Here is a 19,053-nt window from a genome sequence, read left to right as displayed (position 1 = left end):
ACCATATGAGCATATAATGTAACATAAAATAATTATCTATGGAGGATAACGATGCCTACAAGCATGGATTTTGTACGCCAGTCACTGGAGCTGCACCTTTTTTTTGCACGAATAATGAAAGAACACTCGTTTTTTCTTGAGCTTGGATTTACGCCCAGGGACAGCAATTATACGCAAAGAGCAGATGAATTTAGAATGGAGTTTGACAGGCTGTTAGGAGAAGTTGTTTCACTTTCTAATGGTATAGTAAGCCAAAGTGTACTTAAGTCAGGTGAAGTTATAACACCATATACACTTAAGGCTGAGATGGCATCCTCATACTATACAGGATTGCGCATACCTACTGAACTGACTCAAGAAGAAGCAAGATTGATGGGCTCTGATTCAGTATCTTTTAACCCGAGGATCGAAGAAAGAGTATTTATGATAAATCAATGGGCAATTGACTTAGTTACAGAATTAATTCAGTTTAAAGCAAATATTTTAACCAATGTGCTGTCTTGCCAGATGTTTACTGTAAATTATCCACTTCTCATAGATCACATCATGCGTGAAGCTGATCTTTATTTGCGAATGATTAAGAGACTTCAAAACAGAGAAGTAACAAATATGGAAATGGAAGCTGCGCAGCAGGAAATGTTCTGGAATAGGATAATGGCAGAACATTCAAAATTTATTCGCGGTCTGCTTGATCCTACCGAAGAAGAATTGTTCAATACAGCCAATGATTTTGGGCGTGAGTTTGATGAATTGACTTTAGCTTCAAAAGCTGCTATGGACAGGACAATTCCTTTAGCTCAGGTTACTGATGCAAGTCTCCAAGCAACAGAAGCAATACGCGATTTCAAGGCGCAGGGAACACAGGGATTGATTGAATGTAAGATTAAGTCAATCATCATCCCGTTATTGGGAGATCATACGTTGCGTGAAGCAAATCATTACTTGAGACTTTTGAAAAATTTTGAAAAATAAAATTGCATGTTAGGAAAAAACGGCTAAGATTGAATAAATCATAGTCGTTTTTGATGGATTTAAAATGAAATAAAAAAATATGAAAATATGTCTTGACAATATTACTAATTAGTAGTATATTTTATTCATGGAAAATAAAAAAATCGGTTACGGAAAAGAAAAAGATTTAAGTTTAAAAACATTGATAGCATTATCCAGATGTTATCAAGACGTACACAAAAAAGAAACCAAAACAATCAAAAAGGCAGGCGTCACAGTCTCACAGTTTGCAGTTCTTGAACTGCTGTATCACAAAGGGGACATGAGGGTTTGCGAAATAACTGAAAAAGTTCTTTCAACTGCCGGTAACATGACTGTTATAATAGAAAATTTAGTTAAGGATAATATGGTCACAAGAACCATAGATGCAAATGACAGACGTGTTAATTTGATTAGTTTGACAGAAAAGGGGCGAAAAATAATAGCTGACAATTTTCCTGAACATGTTGACAACATCAATGAAATTTTCAGTGTGTTGTCCACAGATGAAAAGGAAAGTCTATTGAAATTATTGAAAAAATTATCAGGTGTGTAGCAAAGTCAGAAATAATCTTTGAATGCTGCTGCCGATTTTTTTTAAGGATATATTACTAATTAGTAATAATCAAACGAGTAAGATGACAATCTTACAGTATTTAATGATTTGTGCACCCTGGGGTCTCTATCAATGACATGATATTTATTTAAGTAAAATTACTTTTAATATAAATATAAAAGAATCAAAAGGACAAAATAAAAAAATAAAAAATTACGGAGGATAAAATGACAAAAGATTTTTCAACATCGGTTATGGACAGACGTTCATATTATGGAATAAGCAAAGAAATTGTGGTTTCTGACGACAGGATTAAGGAAATAGTGGAGAATGGAATGAAATATACGCCATCAGCTTTCAATTCTCAAAGTGCAAGAGCTGTACTTCTTTTAGACAAACAACATGATAAGTTTTGGAATATTACATTGGAAGCATTGAGAAATATAGTTCCTGAACAATCATTCAAGCCAACAGAACAAAAAATAAATTCTTTTAAAAGTGGATATGGAACTGTGCTGTACTTTGAAGATCAGGCAGTGGTAAAATCCCTTCAGGAGCAGTTTGCCACATACAAGGATAATTTCCCTGTATGGTCTCAGCAATCAAACGGAATGCTTCAATATGTTATATGGACTGCATTACAAAATGAAGGATTTGGCGCATCACTTCAGCATTACACTGAACTCATAGACAAAGACGTTAAAAAAGAGTGGGAAATACCGGACACTTGGAAGTTCATAGCTCAGATGCCTTTTGGAAAGCCAACAGCACAACCGGATGAAAAACAGTATAACTTTTCAAAAGAACAAATTATGATATACAAATAAAACAAAAACAGAAGTTATCTTCTGTCAGACTATTGACAAACCGTAGGGGCGGACTACTGTCCGCCCGGGGCAATTAATTCAAAAAAGTTGTTATCTACGGGAGAGCACAAGGCTCTCCCCCTACGAACTTAGATTTCAAGTTCACGACAATTCCCAATATTAATTAATTTAATGACTTTGTAATCAATCTGACAGAAGTTAATCTTCTGTTTTTGTTTGTCGGAATATTTTAAGCATTAATATGCCTAAGATTAGTATTTTGAAAGTATGATTATAGCTTTGATTTATAATCATCGATTGCATTATGCAGGGCATCGGCTGCTATGTTTGAACATTTTAATTTTTGAGGGGGAAGTCCTCCCAGCGCTTCTGAGACAGCTTCATTTGTTATCATCATAGCCTGGTCCAATGTCTTGCCTTTTGCCATTACAGTCATCATACTTCCGGCAGCTATGGCAGCACCACAGCCAAAGGCTTTGAACATTACATCAGTAATAATTTCTTTATGAACTTTTATATAAATTGTTAACCTATCTCCATCTGAAGGGTTGCCTATATTACCAATGCCATCTGCATCTTTAATTTCACCGGCATTTCTTGGAGCTGAAATATGATCTAAAGCTATATCTGTATACATAACTGTCTCCTTTTTTTCATCTGAACATATATTTCTATATGATTAATATAATATTATATTACCGGCAAATTCATAAGTCAAATATATCTGAAAGAGGGTATAAAATTTATTTTATTCAACAAAATTATATTGTTGACATGGAGTCATTTATATTGTATAATTTGGAAAATTAATTCATACAAAACATATAAGAAATGTATGTAATAGCATAAAGCAAAATAATTTAAAATAAAAGGAGAAAAGAATATGGGAAAAATAAATAAAAGCTTAACAGATTTAATTGGAAAAACACCACTTTTGGAATTGACCAATTATGAAAAAAAGAATAATTTAAAGGCAAAAATAATTGCAAAACTTGAATATTTTAATCCTGCAGGCAGTGTTAAAGACAGAATTGCATTTGCCATGATTGCTGATGCTGAGGAAAAAGGGCTCCTTAAGAAAGGTTCGGTAATAATTGAACCTACAAGCGGCAATACAGGAATTGGAATAGCAAGTGTTGCAACCGCCAAGGGATACAGAACAATTCTAACAATGCCTGACACAATGAGTGTTGAAAGAAGAAATTTATTGAAAGCTTACGGTGCAGAAGTTGTATTGACTGAAGGTGCCAAAGGAATGAAGGGTGCTATTGCAAAAGCAGAAGAACTGGCAGCTGAAATACCAAATTCATTTATACCGGCGCAATTTGACAATCCTGCTAATCCAGCCATTCATTACACCACTACAGGACCTGAAATTTGGGAAGACACAGATGGAAAAGTAGATATATTTGTAGCAGGAATCGGAACAGGAGGAACCATATCAGGAGTAGGAAAATTTCTGAAGGAAAAGAATCCTGATGTAAAAATAATAGGGGTTGAGCCTGAAGCATCACCCATTCTATCAAAGGGAACTGCCGGTCCACACAAAATTCAAGGAATAGGGGCCGGATTTATTCCAAGTGCTCTTAACACTAAAATTTATGATGAAATTGTAACAGTTGAAAATGAAGATGCTTTCAATTCAGGGAAAGAGATTGCCAGATCTGAAGGAGTAATGGTTGGAATATCATCCGGTGCTGCGCTTTGGGCTGCTACTTTAGTTGCAAAGAGACCAGAAAATGAAGGAAAAAATATAGTTGTACTCCTGCCAGATTCCGGTGACAGGTACTTTTCAACTGCATTATTTTCAGAATAGACTATCTAGATAGTAGTAATTATGTTGATTTTTAATGATTAAAAAATAATATTGTTGGTATAAGTTTATTGATATACAAATATATAATAATTGAAAGGAGAAATTTTATGGCGTTTTTAGACAAGATAGGAAAGAAAATAGGTGATGTGGCTGGTTCTGCCACTGATATGGCTAAAGATTTTGCAGAAACAACTAAACTTAACTCCGAGATATCAGCAGAAGAAAAACAAATCAACCAATTATTTATGGAAATAGGCAAATTTATTTTTGAAAGTGAAAAAGATAATCCTGACAGTGCTGTGGCAGAGTTAATTGGAAAAATTAAATTATCACAGCAAACAATAGAGGAACTGAAAAGAAAAATAGAGGAAATAAAGACAGAATAACTAAAAAACAGCACCCAAGGGTGCTGTTTTTACTTAAGTATTCTTCTTCAAGTCAGTTTGATGTTAAATTGAATACGTGTGCATTACAAGTCATTTACCAGAGAAATTTTGCCGGTTGCCATTCCTGATTCGTAATACTCATGAGCTTTAGTTATTTCAGAAAACATGAATTGGTTTTTATCTTTCAATATGCTGATTTTTTCTGCTTCTATGAGTTTTTTAACTTCATTTAATGTTGTTCCTATTTCAGTTCTGTTTGTGTTGGTTAAAATCGGAAGGACAATGAATAATGCTTTAAGCCCTATTGCTTTGCTGTGCATAAGCGATAAGTCCAGTGTAACTCTGGTATTTGTTGTACAAATTGTTCCGTCAATTTTTACAGCCTTGAAGCTGTTGAGAAGATTATTTCCTCCGATAGTGTCAAATACAAAATCAAAACCTCTTCCGCCTGTATATTCATTTACATATTGCTCAACCGGTGTTTCCTTGTAGTTGATTACGTGTGCTGCTCCGAACTTTTTAGCAATTTCACCTTTTTCGTCTCCTGATACAGTTGCATATACTTCTGCACCTAAAAGATTTGCAAATTGGACAGCCATATGCCCAACTCCTCCGGTTGCTCCGTGAATCAATACTTTGTCATGTGTCTTGATATTTGATTTATCAATAATTGCTTTCCAGGCAGTCAAACTTACCAAGGGAAATATTGCAGCAGTTTTAAAGTCAACATTCTTTGGTTTGAGGCTCATCAAGTCCTTGTCAACCAATGTATATTCTGCTAAGGAACCCCATTCATCCTTGACTCCTCCCACATAACCGAAAACTTCATCTCCTTCTTTAAAGTTTGTGACGCCTTCGCCTACTTGTTCCACAATGCCTGAAAAGTCTGCATTCAGAACTGCAGGAAATGGTGGTATAATTGCCGGTGTGAGGCCGGATCTTATTTTAGTTTCCAGGGGATTCAAGCTGCTGGCCAAAACTTTGACCAGGACATAGCCTGATTTTACGTCCGGTTTTTTTATATCCATCATTTCAAATACATCCGGGCCGCCAGTTTTATTTATTACCATTGCTTTCATATGAATACTCCTTTATGTTTTATTACTCTTATACCCATTATATTTAAGTTCAACATAAAAAATAAAAATATACATAAATTCTTCACATTTGTTATGTACAATAAAATAAAAAAGGAGAAAGTAAAATGAAAAAATTATTATATATATTTATAGCTTCAATAATTGTTCTAGGATCGACAAAACAGGCATATGCAGTTAACATGGTGTCAGAGATGGCAGTGAACAAAGGCGGACAGTCAGTGGCTGAATGTGCAAGAACAATGGATAAGGGAGTTTCTGAGTGCGCCAAAGCAGAAGTTTGTGCAGAATAATCCTTTAAAGATTAAAGCTCTGAACATTATGTTTAGGGCTTTTTTATTGCTTAAATCTGCAAATTTTTGAATTTCTTGCATCAGATTGATGGAATATAAATGTTCACGAAGACACAATTAGCGAATATATTATATAAATTACTATTGGAAGGAGAAAAAACATGCAGCAATTTTTCAATCCGAAATCCGGGTGTGTAAGGCTCATGTCTGAACCTAGACAAGCAGAAGCAGAAGAACAAAACACAGTAAATACCACTAGGATGAATCATGAAGACATGTACAGCTTCAACATAGCAATGACAAAAATGATATATCCAAGCCGAAATATTAGTTGGAAGCCTAATGCTGTTATACTTGTTCCTGGTGATAAGTGGCAGTATTCTCTTTGTGCTTCCAGTGTTGTTCATTTTCCCATTAATGCCCCCATAATGTTTACTGAAAGAAATTATCTGCCTGAAATATCAATAAAGGAAATACAAAGAATGGGCCCCACAGGCAATGAGGTTCCTGCCCAGGTGCTAATTGCAGGCCCTGTTTCACGCTCAGTTGAAAATATTCTGAAAATGGCAGGACTGACTGTCTACAGAATAACTGATACAGAGGATGTATATGAATCATGCGTTGAAACAGCAGATTTTAGACTAAATATAATTCCATCAGAATCAGAAGAAGGAAGAAAGGACATCATAGTAATATCAGGCCAGGATTATAGCGAAGGAATAACAGCTTCATTTTATGCAGCACACAAAGGTACACCAATAATATTGGTAGAGCAAGACATAATTCCGGAACCTGTCAGAAATTTCATAAACGATAATAAGGATAAGAATTATTATATTCTGGGAAATGAAAAAACTGTCGGCTCTAAGGTGGAAGAAGAGATAAGTGGAATAATAGACAAAGACGTTATTAGAATCAGCGCAAGCAATCCTTATACCATATCTGTTAAATTTGCGGAATACGCCAGCGAAGTTGATACTTTTGGATGGAAACACAACACAAATGATGGGTGGGCATTTGCATTCGGAGAACTGAAGAGATGGTACAACATTGTTTCAGCAAATTTATTGGCTCATCTTGGCAAGCATACGCCCCTTCTTCTTACAGATAAAAACTATCTTCCGGATGCTGTTGCAGAATATATAGTAAGAGTAAATCCCAAAAAGGAAAATCCGGCAATGCCTCCATACATGCATTCCTATGTTCTGGGAAGCTTCAATGACATAACGCATAATGTGCAGGTTGAAATTGAAAAGGTGCTTGATGTGGATGGAAAAATGAAACATTAGGAACCTGCGCCCTTTGTATACCATATACAGCTTACACAGCTCTGAGTTTTTCAGAGCCCTTTTTATTGAGGAAAATGATGTCAAATTTAAATAAGAATGCTTGACAACCATGCATGTCTACGCTATGATATATGTAGTTGTAATAACTACATATAATCGTTAACGATAAAGGAAAAAATATGGATGATAACTTGGAACTATATGAATACAGCAAACAAATGAGTGAAATAAAACTCATCAAGTGGAATGACCTGCCGAAATTTCCGGTATATTGCGATCAGCTTTTACAAATTGTGAATGATGAATTATCAAGTATGCAGATTGATGACGAAAATCTCCTTACAAAAAGCATGGTGAACAATTACGTGAAGTGGGGAATGATTCCTAAACCGGTGAAGAAAAAATATGATAAACTGCATATTGCAGAAGTTATGGTCATAACCCTTCTTAAGCAAATATTGACAATATCAGAAATAAAAGACGGCATACTGCTGCAGATTGCCCTGCACGGCAACGAAAGAGCCTACGATGCTTTTGTTGAATCATTTGAAGAATCCACAAGAAAGGTATTCAAGCCAATTACGGTGGAAAAAAGCACCTATGTTCTGGAAGAAAGAGAAATCGAATATGACAGATTAGCAATTTCCTCAATTACAACAGCTTTATCAAACAAGCTATTGACTGAAAAAATAATAAAAACAAAAATAAAAAATTATAATTCTAAGCCTTAGTGAGGAGAAAACATGAACGAAAATAAAATAGCAGTACTGACAGATTCCGGCTCAGATGTTCCACAGAATATGCTGGATAAATTCAACATTTATCAGCTTTCGCTCGGCATTAATTACAAGGATAAATCCTATAGGGACAGAATCGACATAACTCCCGAAGAGGTATATGAAAGACTAACGGAAGAAGTTCCTAGCACAAGTCTCCCCACATTGGGAGAAATCCGTGAAATGCTTGAGAAAATAGTTGCTGACGGATACACTCATGTGATTATACCTGTAATATCTTCAGGTCTTAGCGGTACATATAATGCCATCAGACAGGTTTGCAGCGAGTTCCATAATATTAAGACAGCAGTAATTGACACAAAAAATATTGCCCTTGGCTCAGGGTTCTTAGCTGTTTATGCTGCTCAATTGGCAGAAAAAAATCTGAGATTTGAAGAAATTGTCAAAAAAGTTGAGGATAAAATCAAGGATTCTCACATTTATTACAGCATACAAACCCTCCAATACCTCATAAAGGGAGGAAGGCTTGGCCGCGTTGAAGGAATTATCGGAAGCATGCTTCAGATTAAGCCTATTATTGCATGCGACAATGACGGTATTTATTACACGGTTGCAAAGGTACGCGGAAGAAAGCAAAGCATAAATAAGCTGATAGAAATAGTTCAGGACATAATTAAGGACAAGAAAAATTACTACCTCACAATATGCCACGGATATGCAAAGGAAGAAGCTGACATGGTAAAGGAAAAAATGAAGCCATTCATAGATAATGCAGCTTTGTTTATGGAAGGTCAGATTTCTCCGTCCCTTGGAGTTCACACAGGCCCTGGGCTCATAGGAATAGGGTGTTTTGATCTTGGGGATTGATTACAGTTTTGTAATTCTTGTGCAAAATTTATATATGTGATAAAATTAATACAGTTTCCGCATGCATAAATGCTGCTATGGAAGGGAACTGTATTTCTATGTCAGCAGGAATAATGAATAGAAGCAGGAAGGAGCGAATATGAAATCAGACAGATTTTATGTTGCAACTGTTGCATCAGATGCAGCCGATGTTGCTGAAGAATATGAACTTGGAATAGAAATAGACGAATTTTGTACTGCATCCAATATGGATGATGAAAATTTCAAAGAATTGGATTTAAGTGTAAGAAAAAAGATGAAAATTTCACACAGCCATATATTTCATGCCCCTTTCAATGAGTTGTTTCCTGCAGCTGTGGACCCGCTGGCAATTAAGCTTGCAAATAAAAGATTTGAGCAATCTTTCCACCTTGCAGGCAGTTACGGAATAAAAAGAATGGTCGTTCATTCAGGCTATGTTCCTGTGTTGTATTTCAAAAGCTGGTTTCAAGAAAAATCGGTTGAGTTCTGGAAAAAATTCATGAGCAGCAAGACGGATGATTTTCACATTATGATAGAAAATGTGCTGGAGGATGAACCATACACTCTGGCTAAAATAATTGAAGGCATCAATGACAAAAGAGTGTCTGCATGTCTTGACATAGGTCATGCACACTGTAAGTCAGATGTTGATTTAATCGAATGGATTGAAGTTCTGGGTCCGTTTCTTGGGCATGTGCACCTGCACAACAACGATAAAGCATATGACTGCCACTGGCCTCTTGGAAACGGCAGCATGGATATGAACAAAATAATGGAAGCACTTAAAAAAAATTCTCCTGAAAACATCACTTACACTGTAGAAAATCAGGAATGCAGAGAATCTATTCAGTGGCTTGAAGAAAATGGATGGCTGAAATAATAAATTTATTAAAAAGCATTTTAAGAAGTATCTTAAAGTGTTTTTTTATTTTTAATTTCATATTGTAATGTGAAACTAATTTGATGCAATTTATAAATTGCAGGACTGGAGGATATTATGGAAAATTTAAATCCTGAAAAACTCAATGTGGAATTTAGACAGGGAGTAACAACTGAAGAACCAATAGTAAATAGACGTTATACTTTAACACATTCTGACATAACTGCCGAATTGTTTCTGACAATCGGCCTGGAATATGCATATGATAAAATAAACATGATGATGAGGGATGAAGTGCTGGGGGAATGGAGGGATAATAACGGAAGAACATACCTATATGTTTATGTATATGTGAATGGTCAGTTCGGTTCCATTGCTGCAGAAATACGCAATATGGTTTTCAGACGTGAACTTCCTCTGGCACTGGAAGCTATAAGATATGGAGACAGGGAGTTTTTTGAAGCACATCCTGAACTTGATGATGCTGCCATATGGGTGCATTTTGATTCTTCAACACCACAATACGACAAATTTGAGTACTGGGGAACTCCAAAAGATTACAAATAAATATCATAAGTTTGCTTTGGATTTATTAGAGACTATTCATATGAATAAAGTTTCCATCAGGAAGCAAAATAAAGGAAGAAAATATCGGAAGAAAAGAGGAAATAAAACGTACCGTTTAATACAGGTTGATGACAAAGTAACCTTCGACGTTGTCATTCTGAGGGCGTAGCCCGAAGAATCTCATGTTTTCAATAAAGATGAGATCCTTCACTATCGTTCAGGATGACAGCGCCAGGGTTTGTAAATAGTCTGAATAAAACGTACTGTTTTATATGACAAATGTTCAAACCCAAAAGGATAATTTTTGAGAAAGATTCTTTAGATTTTGAAGCTGCAAGAAATATTTATGAGGAGTTTAAGGATAAAGATGTTGAAATAATAAATCTTACATCCAATAAGCTCAAACAGCATATACCAGGTGTTGACCTTGCTTCACAGTATGGAGAAGGAAAAAGAACCCTGGTTGTAGGCACAAAGAAAAGTTTGAAGTTTCAGACATGCAAACCGTCAGCACACTACCAGCTTCCATTGGTTTCCGGATGCATGGGACAATGCGAATATTGTTACTTAAACACCATGCTTGGGGATAAACCATATGTGAAAGTCCATGTTAATGTGGATGATATTTTAAACCAGGCACAAAAATATATTGATGAAAGAATGCCTGAGACAACTGTATTCGAAGGGGCAGCCACTTCTGACCCTGTGCCTGTGGAACCTTACACTCATGCTTTGGAAAAATCAATAATATTTTTCGGAAAAAGTGAAAATGCGAAATTCAGGTTTGTTACAAAATATAATGACATAGATTCTTTGCTTAATCTGGAACACAAGGGTCATACTGAAATGAGGTTCAGCATAAACACATCTTCTGTCATTGACAAATATGAACACATTACAGCTTCCCGTGATAAAAGAATAGAAGCCGGCATAAAGGCTTCCATGGCAGGGTATCCTGTTGGATTTCTCATTGCTCCTGTTTTTATATATGAGGGCTGGAAGGAAGAATATCATGATTTGTTGTTGGAACTAAGGAGCAGGCTGCCGGACGGTTTAAAATATCCTGTAACATTTGAAGTTATATCACACAGGTATACAACAACTGCCAAAAACAGAATTGCTCAAATTTTCCCCCATAATGAGCTACCCATGAATGATGAAGACCGCGTGTTTAAATATGGTCAGTTCGGATATGGAAAGTATGTGTATCCCAAGGAAAGTCTAGATGAAATTAAGAAATTTTTTGCAGAAGAAATAGAAAGTCTTTTCAGCAACAAGGAAGTCAAATATATCATTTAATAAGGAAGGGCCATTTATGGCCCTTTAATTTTTTGCTACCGTTTTGCTGAAAGCGTTGCAATATTTATAAGCTTTTTTTTGTAATTTTTCTGATTTCTCCTGTACTTGGCTATTGACATGTAATCCATGTATTCCTTATCCCTCTGCCTTTTCATTTGTGCATAATCCTTTAATAGTGCAGTTTTAAACTCCTCATGAGACATACCCATTGTTGTTCCCCCTTACATATTTTGTGCAGTTAATTGTCGTAGAGAATAATTAGTTTATTAACTATATGATGGTTTTATAAAAAGCATACATTGAAAATTCATTGGCAAAATCCCAAATGTAAAATAACCTTGAAATTTTAGAAGTAAATAATTACATGAATTTTACAATTACATGCTTTTTATTTTACTTAGGGGTCGTATACTGAGTCCAAGATAAAACTTAAAGGAGAATAAAATGAAATCTAAAAAAATATTAACTTTAATATCATCACTATTGATTATGACAATTGCATTTGCAGGATGTTCAAATAATGGAACTGAAGCAGCAAAGCCTGCTGCAGGTTTTAATCCAGAATCCTCAATAACTGTAGTAGCAAGGGATGCAGCTTCAGGAACAAGAGGAGCATTCCATGAACTAATGAAAATAAAAGTAAAAGAAGGGGACACTGAAATAGACAAGCTTGTTACTGGAGCACTGGAATTCGACGGAACCGACAAAGTTATAACAGCTGTTGAAGGAGATTTGTACGGAATAGGATATGTTTCTTTAGGTTCAGTAAGTGACAGAATTGCTGCAGCCAGTGTTGATGGCGTGGAACCTACTATTGAAAATGTTAAAAACGGCCAGTACAAGGTAGCAAGACCATTTTTACTTGTAACAAAAGGAAATGAAAGTGAGCTGGTGAAGGATTTTATTGCATATACAGAATCTGTACAAGGACAAAAATTAGTTGAAGAAAAACATTATATTTCATCAGTTGAAAACCCAAAAGAATATGAAGCTAAAAAATTATCCGGAACTATAAAGGTTGCCGGTTCAACATCAGTATCTCCTCTTATGGAAAAACTGCAGGAAGCATACAAGGAACTCAATCCTGATGTAGTGTTTGAAATGCAGTCAAACGGTTCATCACAGGGTATAAAAGCTGCAATTGACGGCTCATATGAAATTGGAATGAGCTCAAGGGAATTGAAAGATGAGGAAAAATCACAGCTTAATGAATATACTCTGGCAATTGACGGCATAGCTGTAATATTAAACAAAGAAAATACAATAACTGATATTACATCAGAAAATATAACAAAGATTTACACGGGAGAAATAACCCAGTGGTCCGAAGTTAAATAACAATTATTTAATAAATTTATATTCCACAAGTTGTAGGGGAGGACCTCGTGTCCTCCCGCATAATTAACTCAAAAACCATCTTTTAATTAAGATGGTTTTATTTTTTGAAATTTGATTTAGGTCAAAGTGTTTTGAAAAAATATGCTGTATATTCAAGATATAACAATTGGAGGGAAAATATATGAAAAAAGTTGCTTTACAAATGGAAGAGCTTGTGTGCCCAAGCTGTGCGAAAAAAATAGAAGGGGCGCTTAAAAAAACTGACGGAGTTAATGAAGTTAATATTTTGTTCAATGCAAGCAAGGCAAAAATTAGTTTTGATGAAACAAAGACTGATGTGGAAAAACTTTCGAGAATAATTCAAGACCTGGGATTTGAAGTTCTCAGTGTAAAATAATCATGGGAAGTTTCTCATTATTTTTATAGGAGATAACATGAAAAATAAAAAAAATATTTTAATAATATCTGGAGCATTGATCATTTTTTCATTCATTTTAAAGTACATAGACGCAAATTCTTATGCTGAAGATGCATTAATGATTGCAGCAGCAATTACAGCAGGATACCAGACAGCCAGAAATGCAGTGGTGTCTCTTAAATACAGGGTGCTTGGCATTGAGGCGCTGGTGACAGTGGCTGTAGTTGGAGCAATATTCATAGGAGAATACTGGGAAGCTGCTGCTGTAACATTTTTGTTCATGCTGGGCTCATACCTTGAATCGCGAACTCTTGAAAAAACCAGGTCATCACTGAAGTCTCTACTTGAGCTTGCGCCTGTTACTGCAACTGTGTTCAGGGATGGAAGAGAAGAACGAGTATCTCCTGATGAAGTTCACACCGGCGAAAGAGTTATAGTTAGACCCGGAGAAAAAATTCCCGTTGACGGCATTGTGATAAAAGGCAAGGCTTCCGTAAACCAGGCTGCCATAACCGGAGAATCAATTCCTGCTGAAAAGGAAACAGGTGACAGTGTGTTCAGTACAACTGTCATAGAAACAGGATATCTTGAGCTGGAAGCCCTGCGGGTAGGGGATGACACAACATTTGCCCGCATAATGGAAATGGTTGAAGAAGCACAGGATTCAAAGGCTCCAACGCAAAAGTTCATCGAACGCTTTGCCCAGTACTACACTCCAGGCATCATGGTTTTATCCATTTTTGTGTACCTGGCAACAAGAGATATTGAACTTACCCTAACGCTTCTTGTAATATCATGTCCCGGTGCAATGGTAATATCTGCTCCTGTTTCCATAGTGGCAGGCATAGGAAATGGAGCAGGGAAAGGAATTCTTATAAAGGGCGGCGAGTATCTGGAGAAAGCCGGAAAAGTTGAGACGGTTGCATTTGACAAGACCGGAACTCTTACTGTGGGCAAGCCGGTTGTGACAAATATTAAAGCATTTGAAGGTACAGAAGATGATATTCTTCGCATGGCTGCTCCTGTTGAGGTTCCATCAGAACACCACCTTGCAAAGGCAATAGTTCAGGAAGCAAAAGACAGGAAAATAACCATAGCTAATACAGAAGATTTTGAAGTTCTGTCCGGCTTTGGAGTCAAGGGAACTGTAGACGGTAAAAATATTCTTGTGGGCACCAGGAAGCTAATGGCTGGAGAAGGCATAATTATTTCCCAAGAAATAGAAGAATATCTGCAGGGCGAGGAAAACAACGGACAGACAGCAGTACTGGCTGCAAAGGACGGCAAAATTATAGGAGCAGTATCAATTTCTGATAAAATCCGTGAAGAAGCATATGGCCTTGCAGATAGACTAAAAAAGGCAGGAGTCAAAAAGGTTGTTATGCTTACAGGAGACAATGAGAGGACTGCTAAGGCAGTTGCTGCAAAACTTGGACTGGATGAGTATTTTTCAGAGCTTCTGCCTGAAGACAAGGTTTCAAAATTAAAAGAGTTGAAAAATAACTCCACTGTTGCTATGATAGGAGATGGAATAAATGATGCCCCGGCTCTGGCAGTTGCTGATCTAGGAATTGCCATGGGAGCAACGGGAACTGATGCAGCAATGGAAACAGCTGATGTTGTACTCATGTCAGACAATCTGACGAGGCTTACATATACATTTGGGCTGAGCAGAGCCACAATGAGAAACATGAAGCAAAACATTTATTTTGCAGTGGCTGTTGTATTTACACTTCTTGCAGGAGTTCTCACTAAAAATGTATTTATGGCTTCAGGTATGCTTATTCATGAAATAAGTGTTCTTTTGGTAATCATAAATGCAGTAAGGCTCATGAACTACAAAGAAAAAATTTAAGGGAGGTACCAGGTGGAGAAATGCACGTGTTGTTCCTGTCATGAAAAATTGTGTATTGACAATGTGCCCATATTTCATGACTTGACTTTGGAAGAAAAAGAAAGCATTATGAATGCTTCTGTTCACAAGAAGTTTAAAAAGGGTGAGATAATATTCACTCCCGGTGATTCTTTTGAGAACTTGTTTGTAGTAAACAAGGGAATTGTAAAAATCTATAAAATCTCTGCCATCGGCAAGGAACAGATTTTGAGAATCCTTGAACCCGGTGATTTCATGGGGGAACTTTCATTGTTTTCAAACACAACATTGAGCAATAACGCAGAAGCCATTGAAAACACTGAAATATGCATAATTAATGGCGTGACAATCAAGGCGCTTTTATTGAAAAAGCCTGAAATAGCAATTAAATTTCTTCAGTCCTACACAAAGAGGATTGAAGAAAGTGAAGAGCTTATTGAGCAAATAGGACTTCGTGATGTTGAGCAGAGGATTGCAAACTACCTGTTGCTTGAAATTGAAAAAAATGCAATAGAAGACAAAGACAATGAATTTGAAATAACTTTACCTGTGAGCAAGAAGGATCTTGCTGCGCTTATTGGAACTTCTCAGGAAACCCTGAGCCGCAAACTTTCCGTTTTCCAGGACAATGACATCATAAGGCTGAAGGGTCAAAGAAAAATAATCGTTAAGGACATGGAAGTCTTAAAACAAATGAGATAAAAATAATGAGATAAAAAAATACCCTGGAACCAGGGTATTTTATTTTACAATTTTTCTTCAAGTTCAAAAAGTCTTGGGAACAGGATGTTGCTTTCAAGGTGAATATGCTGGAACACGTCTGATTCCAACTCATGAAGCTTTTTGTACGTCAATTCGTATGTTTCACATCCGTCTTCCGGAGCTGTGAAATCATCAGTGATGTCCCTAAGTTCCTTGAGAATGTTGCCTGCTTCTGTGTGTTCATCCTGAAGCTCACGTATTATTCTGACAGCTTCCTTGAGGTCCGCAGCATTGTTTGTTTCTTCAAACTTCTTGATTGCAGGGTACTGAACAGCTTCTTCCTTTGCCAGGTGAAGTTCAAGTTCCATTTTTATGGTGTGGAACAATTTGTGCACCTTGGAAAGCTCCGGATGGTGTTCACCGTGAACTCTCAGTATTGTTGTTGCAAGTTTGCTGATTCTTGGCAGTTCCGACCACAGGTATGCATGGTGTGTGTTGACAATATGGTCTGTAAGCTGGCTTAATGGTGCTTCCTGCCATGCTTTGTCACTTAAATCATTTTCAGCCGAGTAGTCTTCGTACAGGCTGTTAAGTTTGTTTATAAGCTCATCTTCGTTGATGTTTTGTTCTTGCAATGCTTCTTGAAGAGGTCTTTCACCTCCGCAGCAAAAGTCAATTCTGTATTCTTTAAACAACTCTTTTGATTTAGGAAATTCAGTCGCAATGGTTCCGATTTTTTGTGTGCTGTTAAATTTGTTCATAGTTCCTCCTATATTTAAATTATTTTATCTGTCTTATTTATAGTTTCATTTTAATATGTTTTTATGATAATGACTTTGATTTAAATCAATTTTTAAAAATACTTTTTATATTCAATATTTTTTATAATGAAATGGATTAATAATATTGTTATGGAAAAAATTCACACCTATTTATTATGTTTCAGTTAATGTTTTCATGGTATAATTAATTTAAGTAAAATGAAGGGGTAATGTTATGAAGAAAAAAAATTTGTACAAGTACATATTTGCTTCGCTGTTAGTTACGGCGACAGTAGCTGTTAATTTTGTTCCAAAAGTTTATGCAGACACACCTATACAGCTGGTTATAGACGGTGACAAGGTGACAGCCGATCCTGAGCCGTTCATAAAAGATGATCGTACGCTTGTTCCAATCCGTGTGGTTGCAGAAAATCTTAATGCTGAAGTATCTTGGGATAATGATAACAGAATCGTACATATTTCAAAGGACGGCAATGAAATTGAGCTTCGTATAGACAGCCATCTTGTTGAATACACAAATGAAGACGGCACATCATATAGCATGCTTGATGTGGCTCCTTTAATAAAAGAAGACCGCACATTTGTACCCATCCGTTTTATAAGCAACGCACTTGGTGTTGGAATTGAATGGGACAACAATAAAAGAACAGTATATGTGGACTCAAGCGTAGAATCAGAAGTGGTTCCGTTTTTTGATGTTGAAATTTCTTCTGTTGAATCAGGACAGACTATTGAAGGAACAACATATCTTGAAACTGTTATGCCTACTCAAGCTCCAAAGGGTGCTACAGAAATCAAGTACCTGCTTCTTGACAGAGACACTGCAAGGGGGTTTGTAGTGGCAAGAGGAACTGACCTTGCAGCATTGTATAAGTGGGTGCCTGCGATGGAAGACAATGGTGAAAAAGTTCTGGTTGCTGCCTTTTACGATGCAAAAGGAAACTTCCTGGCCGGCCATGCAATACCAGTGACTGTAGACATAAATCCGGATATTAAACTTACAGGCCTTAGTGAAGGGGAGCTGGTTACAGAAGACAGAGTGCCTCTTGCTGCTGAACTTAATTTTTCAGCTGCTTATGTAAAATATGAAATAATTAATCCTGACACGGATGCTTACTATATATCTTCAGGACTTGACCCGCTGGGAGGATTTACAATGATTCCTGTTATGGAAGACAACGGAAACATGACGCTGAGGGTCATTGCATTTGACACGGCCGGCAATGAGTATTCCAGCAAGAAAGTAAATGTAAAGGTAGATGTTGCCAGAAAGCTCAGTCTTGGGGGAGTAACGGAAGGACAAACAATTGACAAGTCCGTAAATCTTTTTGTTTCAAAAAATTTCAATGTTTCTACAGCGGAATATGTTGCAGTTGATCTGAACACAGGAAAAGAAACAATTATCAGCAACAACTGGTTTCCTGGTCCAGACATGGCTGGCAACAAACAGCTTTATGCAAGGGTTAATGACACAAACGGTAATATTTACACAAGCAATAAGATTACTGTAAATGTCAAGGGAACACCACAGATTCTGCTGCAGGGTGTAGGACCGGGACAAGTTGTATCCGCACCGGTAAATCTCAAGGTTAAGAGCAATGTTACACTTGACAGTATCAAGTATATTCTCACGAACAATGCTACAGGAGAAACAAAAATAATCGGTGAAGGAAGCTATCTCGCTGAATATGCATACACTCCTGAAACAGGCATAGAAGGAAGCTACAGCATAAAAGCAGAAGCAAAATATCAAGGCAGCACAATAAAGACCGAAGAAGTAAACTTCAGTGTTTATACAAAACAATTGTATGCAGCAAAACCCATAGTTGAAAAGGAAAAATACATGGACTTTGCTTCGAAACTGGCAACAGATGCAAAGGAAGTCACAGGAATGTCAGCTGCGCTTCAGACAGCACAGGCAATACTGGAGACAGGCTGGGGACAAAGCGTTCCTGTTGATAAGTATGACGGACAATTATCTAATAATTTATTCGGTGTAAAGGGAACAGGAACTGCAGGCTCGGTAACATCAAACACCTGGGAAGAATACAACGGAGTTTCATTCAGAATTGATGCTGAGTTCAGGGCTTACAACAACGTAAGCGAAAGCTGGGCAGACCACAACGAACTTCTTCTCACAAAAAGCAGGTACCAGCCATTCAGGGATGTTATGTTTGACAGCACACAGGGAGCATGGGCTCTTCGAAGATGCGGATATGCAACAGATTCGCAGTATTCAGTCAAACTGATAAACATAATTAATCTTTATAATTTGAAATCACTTGATGAAATAACAATATAAATAGTAACAAAAT

At 36.7% G+C, this 19,053-nt stretch carries 21 protein-coding genes; 17 read left to right on the top strand and 4 right to left on the bottom strand.

Features of this window, described 5'->3' with window-relative positions:
* Positions 1-51: 51 nt before the first annotated feature.
* From BN358_RS03630 to BN358_RS03620, 3 genes are all read left to right on the top strand, one after another.
* Positions 52-972 carry a DUF2935 domain-containing protein gene (locus tag BN358_RS03630; RefSeq protein WP_019227933.1) on the top strand — a complete coding sequence of 307 codons (921 nt, stop codon included), beginning with the start codon at positions 52-54 and terminating at the stop codon, positions 970-972.
* A 127-nt stretch (positions 973-1,099) separates the two neighbouring features.
* Positions 1,100-1,546, top strand: a complete 447-nt coding sequence (locus BN358_RS03625) for a MarR family winged helix-turn-helix transcriptional regulator (RefSeq protein WP_019227932.1) — start codon at positions 1,100-1,102, stop codon at positions 1,544-1,546.
* 227 nt (positions 1,547-1,773) lie between these two features.
* Positions 1,774-2,373 carry a nitroreductase family protein gene (locus BN358_RS03620; protein WP_019227931.1) on the top strand — a complete coding sequence of 200 codons (600 nt, stop codon included), beginning with the start codon at positions 1,774-1,776 and terminating at the stop codon, positions 2,371-2,373.
* Between the two features lie 271 nt (positions 2,374-2,644).
* Here BN358_RS03620 and BN358_RS03615 read toward each other — a convergent pair whose 3' ends face one another.
* Positions 2,645-3,010 (bottom strand): iron-sulfur cluster scaffold-like protein, encoded by a 366-nt coding sequence (locus tag BN358_RS03615; RefSeq protein WP_019227930.1) that lies wholly within the window; start codon positions 3,008-3,010, stop codon positions 2,645-2,647.
* Between the two features lie 246 nt (positions 3,011-3,256).
* Here BN358_RS03615 and cysK point away from each other — a divergent pair, with 246 nt between their 5' ends.
* Positions 3,257-4,189 carry a cysteine synthase A gene (gene cysK / locus BN358_RS03610; protein WP_019227929.1) on the top strand — a complete coding sequence of 311 codons (933 nt, stop codon included), beginning with the start codon at positions 3,257-3,259 and terminating at the stop codon, positions 4,187-4,189.
* Between the two features lie 107 nt (positions 4,190-4,296).
* Complete coding sequence (locus BN358_RS03605) at positions 4,297-4,575, top strand: hypothetical protein (RefSeq protein WP_019227928.1); 279 nt, start codon at positions 4,297-4,299, stop codon at positions 4,573-4,575.
* Between the two features lie 83 nt (positions 4,576-4,658).
* On the opposite strand, the gene BN358_RS03600 is transcribed toward BN358_RS03605, so the two are convergent.
* Positions 4,659-5,654 carry a zinc-dependent alcohol dehydrogenase family protein gene (locus BN358_RS03600; protein WP_019227927.1) on the bottom strand — a complete coding sequence of 332 codons (996 nt, stop codon included), beginning with the start codon at positions 5,652-5,654 and terminating at the stop codon, positions 4,659-4,661.
* A gap of 125 nt (positions 5,655-5,779) precedes the next feature.
* Between BN358_RS03600 and BN358_RS03595 the strand changes: the two genes are divergently transcribed.
* The 7 genes from BN358_RS03595 (at position 5,780) to splB (ending at position 11,625) form a co-directional block, all read left to right on the top strand.
* Positions 5,780-5,965: a hypothetical protein gene (locus tag BN358_RS03595; RefSeq protein WP_019227926.1), complete on the top strand. Its 186-nt coding sequence runs from the start codon at positions 5,780-5,782 to the stop codon at positions 5,963-5,965.
* Positions 5,966-6,126: 161 nt separating this feature from the next.
* Entirely contained in the window at positions 6,127-7,254 is a 1,128-nt protein-coding gene (locus tag BN358_RS03590) for a cell wall-binding repeat-containing protein (protein WP_019227925.1), read from the top strand.
* Positions 7,255-7,433: 179 nt separating this feature from the next.
* On the top strand, positions 7,434-7,985 hold the full coding sequence (locus BN358_RS03585; RefSeq protein WP_019227924.1) for a DUF1836 domain-containing protein: 552 nt from the start codon (positions 7,434-7,436) through the stop codon (positions 7,983-7,985).
* A 12-nt stretch (positions 7,986-7,997) separates the two neighbouring features.
* A complete protein-coding gene (locus tag BN358_RS03580) occupies positions 7,998-8,858 on the top strand; it encodes a DegV family protein (protein ID WP_019227923.1) in 861 nt (286 codons plus the stop codon).
* 139 nt (positions 8,859-8,997) lie between these two features.
* Positions 8,998-9,759 carry a sugar phosphate isomerase/epimerase gene (locus BN358_RS03575; RefSeq protein ID WP_019227922.1) on the top strand — a complete coding sequence of 254 codons (762 nt, stop codon included), beginning with the start codon at positions 8,998-9,000 and terminating at the stop codon, positions 9,757-9,759.
* Between the two features lie 117 nt (positions 9,760-9,876).
* Positions 9,877-10,326: a staygreen family protein gene (locus BN358_RS03570; protein WP_019227921.1), complete on the top strand. Its 450-nt coding sequence runs from the start codon at positions 9,877-9,879 to the stop codon at positions 10,324-10,326.
* 279 nt (positions 10,327-10,605) lie between these two features.
* Positions 10,606-11,625 carry a spore photoproduct lyase gene (gene splB / locus BN358_RS03565; RefSeq protein WP_019227920.1) on the top strand — a complete coding sequence of 340 codons (1,020 nt, stop codon included), beginning with the start codon at positions 10,606-10,608 and terminating at the stop codon, positions 11,623-11,625.
* Positions 11,626-11,660: 35 nt separating this feature from the next.
* On the opposite strand, the gene BN358_RS25265 is transcribed toward splB, so the two are convergent.
* Positions 11,661-11,834, bottom strand: a complete 174-nt coding sequence (locus tag BN358_RS25265) for a hypothetical protein (protein WP_019227919.1) — start codon at positions 11,832-11,834, stop codon at positions 11,661-11,663.
* Between the two features lie 235 nt (positions 11,835-12,069).
* Between BN358_RS25265 and BN358_RS03560 the strand changes: the two genes are divergently transcribed.
* From BN358_RS03560 to BN358_RS03545, 4 genes are all read left to right on the top strand, one after another.
* Positions 12,070-12,963, top strand: coding sequence for a substrate-binding domain-containing protein (locus BN358_RS03560; protein WP_019227918.1), 894 nt, complete (start codon positions 12,070-12,072; stop codon positions 12,961-12,963).
* Positions 12,964-13,144: 181 nt separating this feature from the next.
* Positions 13,145-13,360: a heavy-metal-associated domain-containing protein gene (locus tag BN358_RS03555; RefSeq protein WP_019227917.1), complete on the top strand. Its 216-nt coding sequence runs from the start codon at positions 13,145-13,147 to the stop codon at positions 13,358-13,360.
* A gap of 37 nt (positions 13,361-13,397) precedes the next feature.
* The gene (locus BN358_RS03550) at positions 13,398-15,236 is read left to right on the top strand and encodes a cation-translocating P-type ATPase (protein WP_019227916.1); all 1,839 of its coding nucleotides are present in this window, start codon (positions 13,398-13,400) and stop codon (positions 15,234-15,236) included.
* Between the two features lie 12 nt (positions 15,237-15,248).
* Positions 15,249-15,956 carry a Crp/Fnr family transcriptional regulator gene (locus BN358_RS03545; protein ID WP_019227915.1) on the top strand — a complete coding sequence of 236 codons (708 nt, stop codon included), beginning with the start codon at positions 15,249-15,251 and terminating at the stop codon, positions 15,954-15,956.
* A 44-nt stretch (positions 15,957-16,000) separates the two neighbouring features.
* On the opposite strand, the gene ric is transcribed toward BN358_RS03545, so the two are convergent.
* Positions 16,001-16,717: an iron-sulfur cluster repair di-iron protein gene (gene ric / locus BN358_RS03540; protein WP_019227914.1), complete on the bottom strand. Its 717-nt coding sequence runs from the start codon at positions 16,715-16,717 to the stop codon at positions 16,001-16,003.
* 235 nt (positions 16,718-16,952) lie between these two features.
* Between ric and BN358_RS22205 the strand changes: the two genes are divergently transcribed.
* Entirely contained in the window at positions 16,953-19,040 is a 2,088-nt protein-coding gene (locus BN358_RS22205) for a stalk domain-containing protein (protein ID WP_019227913.1), read from the top strand.
* Positions 19,041-19,053 lie beyond the last annotated feature (13 nt).

The sequence above is a fragment of the Sedimentibacter sp. B4 genome, assembly GCF_000309315.1.
In the GTDB taxonomy this organism is placed as follows: domain Bacteria; phylum Bacillota; class Clostridia; order Tissierellales; family Sedimentibacteraceae; genus Sedimentibacter; species Sedimentibacter saalensis.
The sequence above is the reverse complement of the archived record's forward strand: the minus strand, read 5'-3'. Positions and strand labels throughout refer to the sequence as shown.

Excerpts from the sequence above, each read along its gene's own strand:
- BN358_RS03575 (WP_019227922.1), top strand. The coding sequence starts at position 8,998 with ATGAAATCAGACAGATTTTATGTTGCAACTGTTGCATCAGATGCAGCC.
- BN358_RS03555 (WP_019227917.1), top strand. The coding sequence starts at position 13,145 with ATGAAAAAAGTTGCTTTACAAATGGAAGAGCTTGTGTGCCCAAGCTGT.
- BN358_RS03595 (WP_019227926.1), top strand. The coding sequence starts at position 5,780 with ATGAAAAAATTATTATATATATTTATAGCTTCAATAATTGTTCTAGGA.
- BN358_RS22205 (WP_019227913.1), top strand. The coding sequence starts at position 16,953 with ATGAAGAAAAAAAATTTGTACAAGTACATATTTGCTTCGCTGTTAGTT.
- BN358_RS03590 (WP_019227925.1), top strand. The coding sequence starts at position 6,127 with ATGCAGCAATTTTTCAATCCGAAATCCGGGTGTGTAAGGCTCATGTCT.
- splB (WP_019227920.1), top strand. The coding sequence starts at position 10,606 with ATGTTCAAACCCAAAAGGATAATTTTTGAGAAAGATTCTTTAGATTTT.
- BN358_RS03585 (WP_019227924.1), top strand. The coding sequence starts at position 7,434 with ATGGATGATAACTTGGAACTATATGAATACAGCAAACAAATGAGTGAA.
- BN358_RS03605 (WP_019227928.1), top strand. The coding sequence starts at position 4,297 with ATGGCGTTTTTAGACAAGATAGGAAAGAAAATAGGTGATGTGGCTGGT.
- BN358_RS03625 (WP_019227932.1), top strand. The coding sequence starts at position 1,100 with ATGGAAAATAAAAAAATCGGTTACGGAAAAGAAAAAGATTTAAGTTTA.
- cysK (WP_019227929.1), top strand. The coding sequence starts at position 3,257 with ATGGGAAAAATAAATAAAAGCTTAACAGATTTAATTGGAAAAACACCA.
- BN358_RS03570 (WP_019227921.1), top strand. The coding sequence starts at position 9,877 with ATGGAAAATTTAAATCCTGAAAAACTCAATGTGGAATTTAGACAGGGA.
- BN358_RS03630 (WP_019227933.1), top strand. The coding sequence starts at position 52 with ATGCCTACAAGCATGGATTTTGTACGCCAGTCACTGGAGCTGCACCTT.
- BN358_RS03550 (WP_019227916.1), top strand. The coding sequence starts at position 13,398 with ATGAAAAATAAAAAAAATATTTTAATAATATCTGGAGCATTGATCATT.
- ric (WP_019227914.1), bottom strand. The coding sequence starts at position 16,717 with ATGAACAAATTTAACAGCACACAAAAAATCGGAACCATTGCGACTGAA.
- BN358_RS03560 (WP_019227918.1), top strand. The coding sequence starts at position 12,070 with ATGAAATCTAAAAAAATATTAACTTTAATATCATCACTATTGATTATG.
- BN358_RS25265 (WP_019227919.1), bottom strand. The coding sequence starts at position 11,834 with ATGGGTATGTCTCATGAGGAGTTTAAAACTGCACTATTAAAGGATTAT.
- BN358_RS03620 (WP_019227931.1), top strand. The coding sequence starts at position 1,774 with ATGACAAAAGATTTTTCAACATCGGTTATGGACAGACGTTCATATTAT.
- BN358_RS03615 (WP_019227930.1), bottom strand. The coding sequence starts at position 3,010 with ATGTATACAGATATAGCTTTAGATCATATTTCAGCTCCAAGAAATGCC.
- BN358_RS03600 (WP_019227927.1), bottom strand. The coding sequence starts at position 5,654 with ATGAAAGCAATGGTAATAAATAAAACTGGCGGCCCGGATGTATTTGAA.
- BN358_RS03580 (WP_019227923.1), top strand. The coding sequence starts at position 7,998 with ATGAACGAAAATAAAATAGCAGTACTGACAGATTCCGGCTCAGATGTT.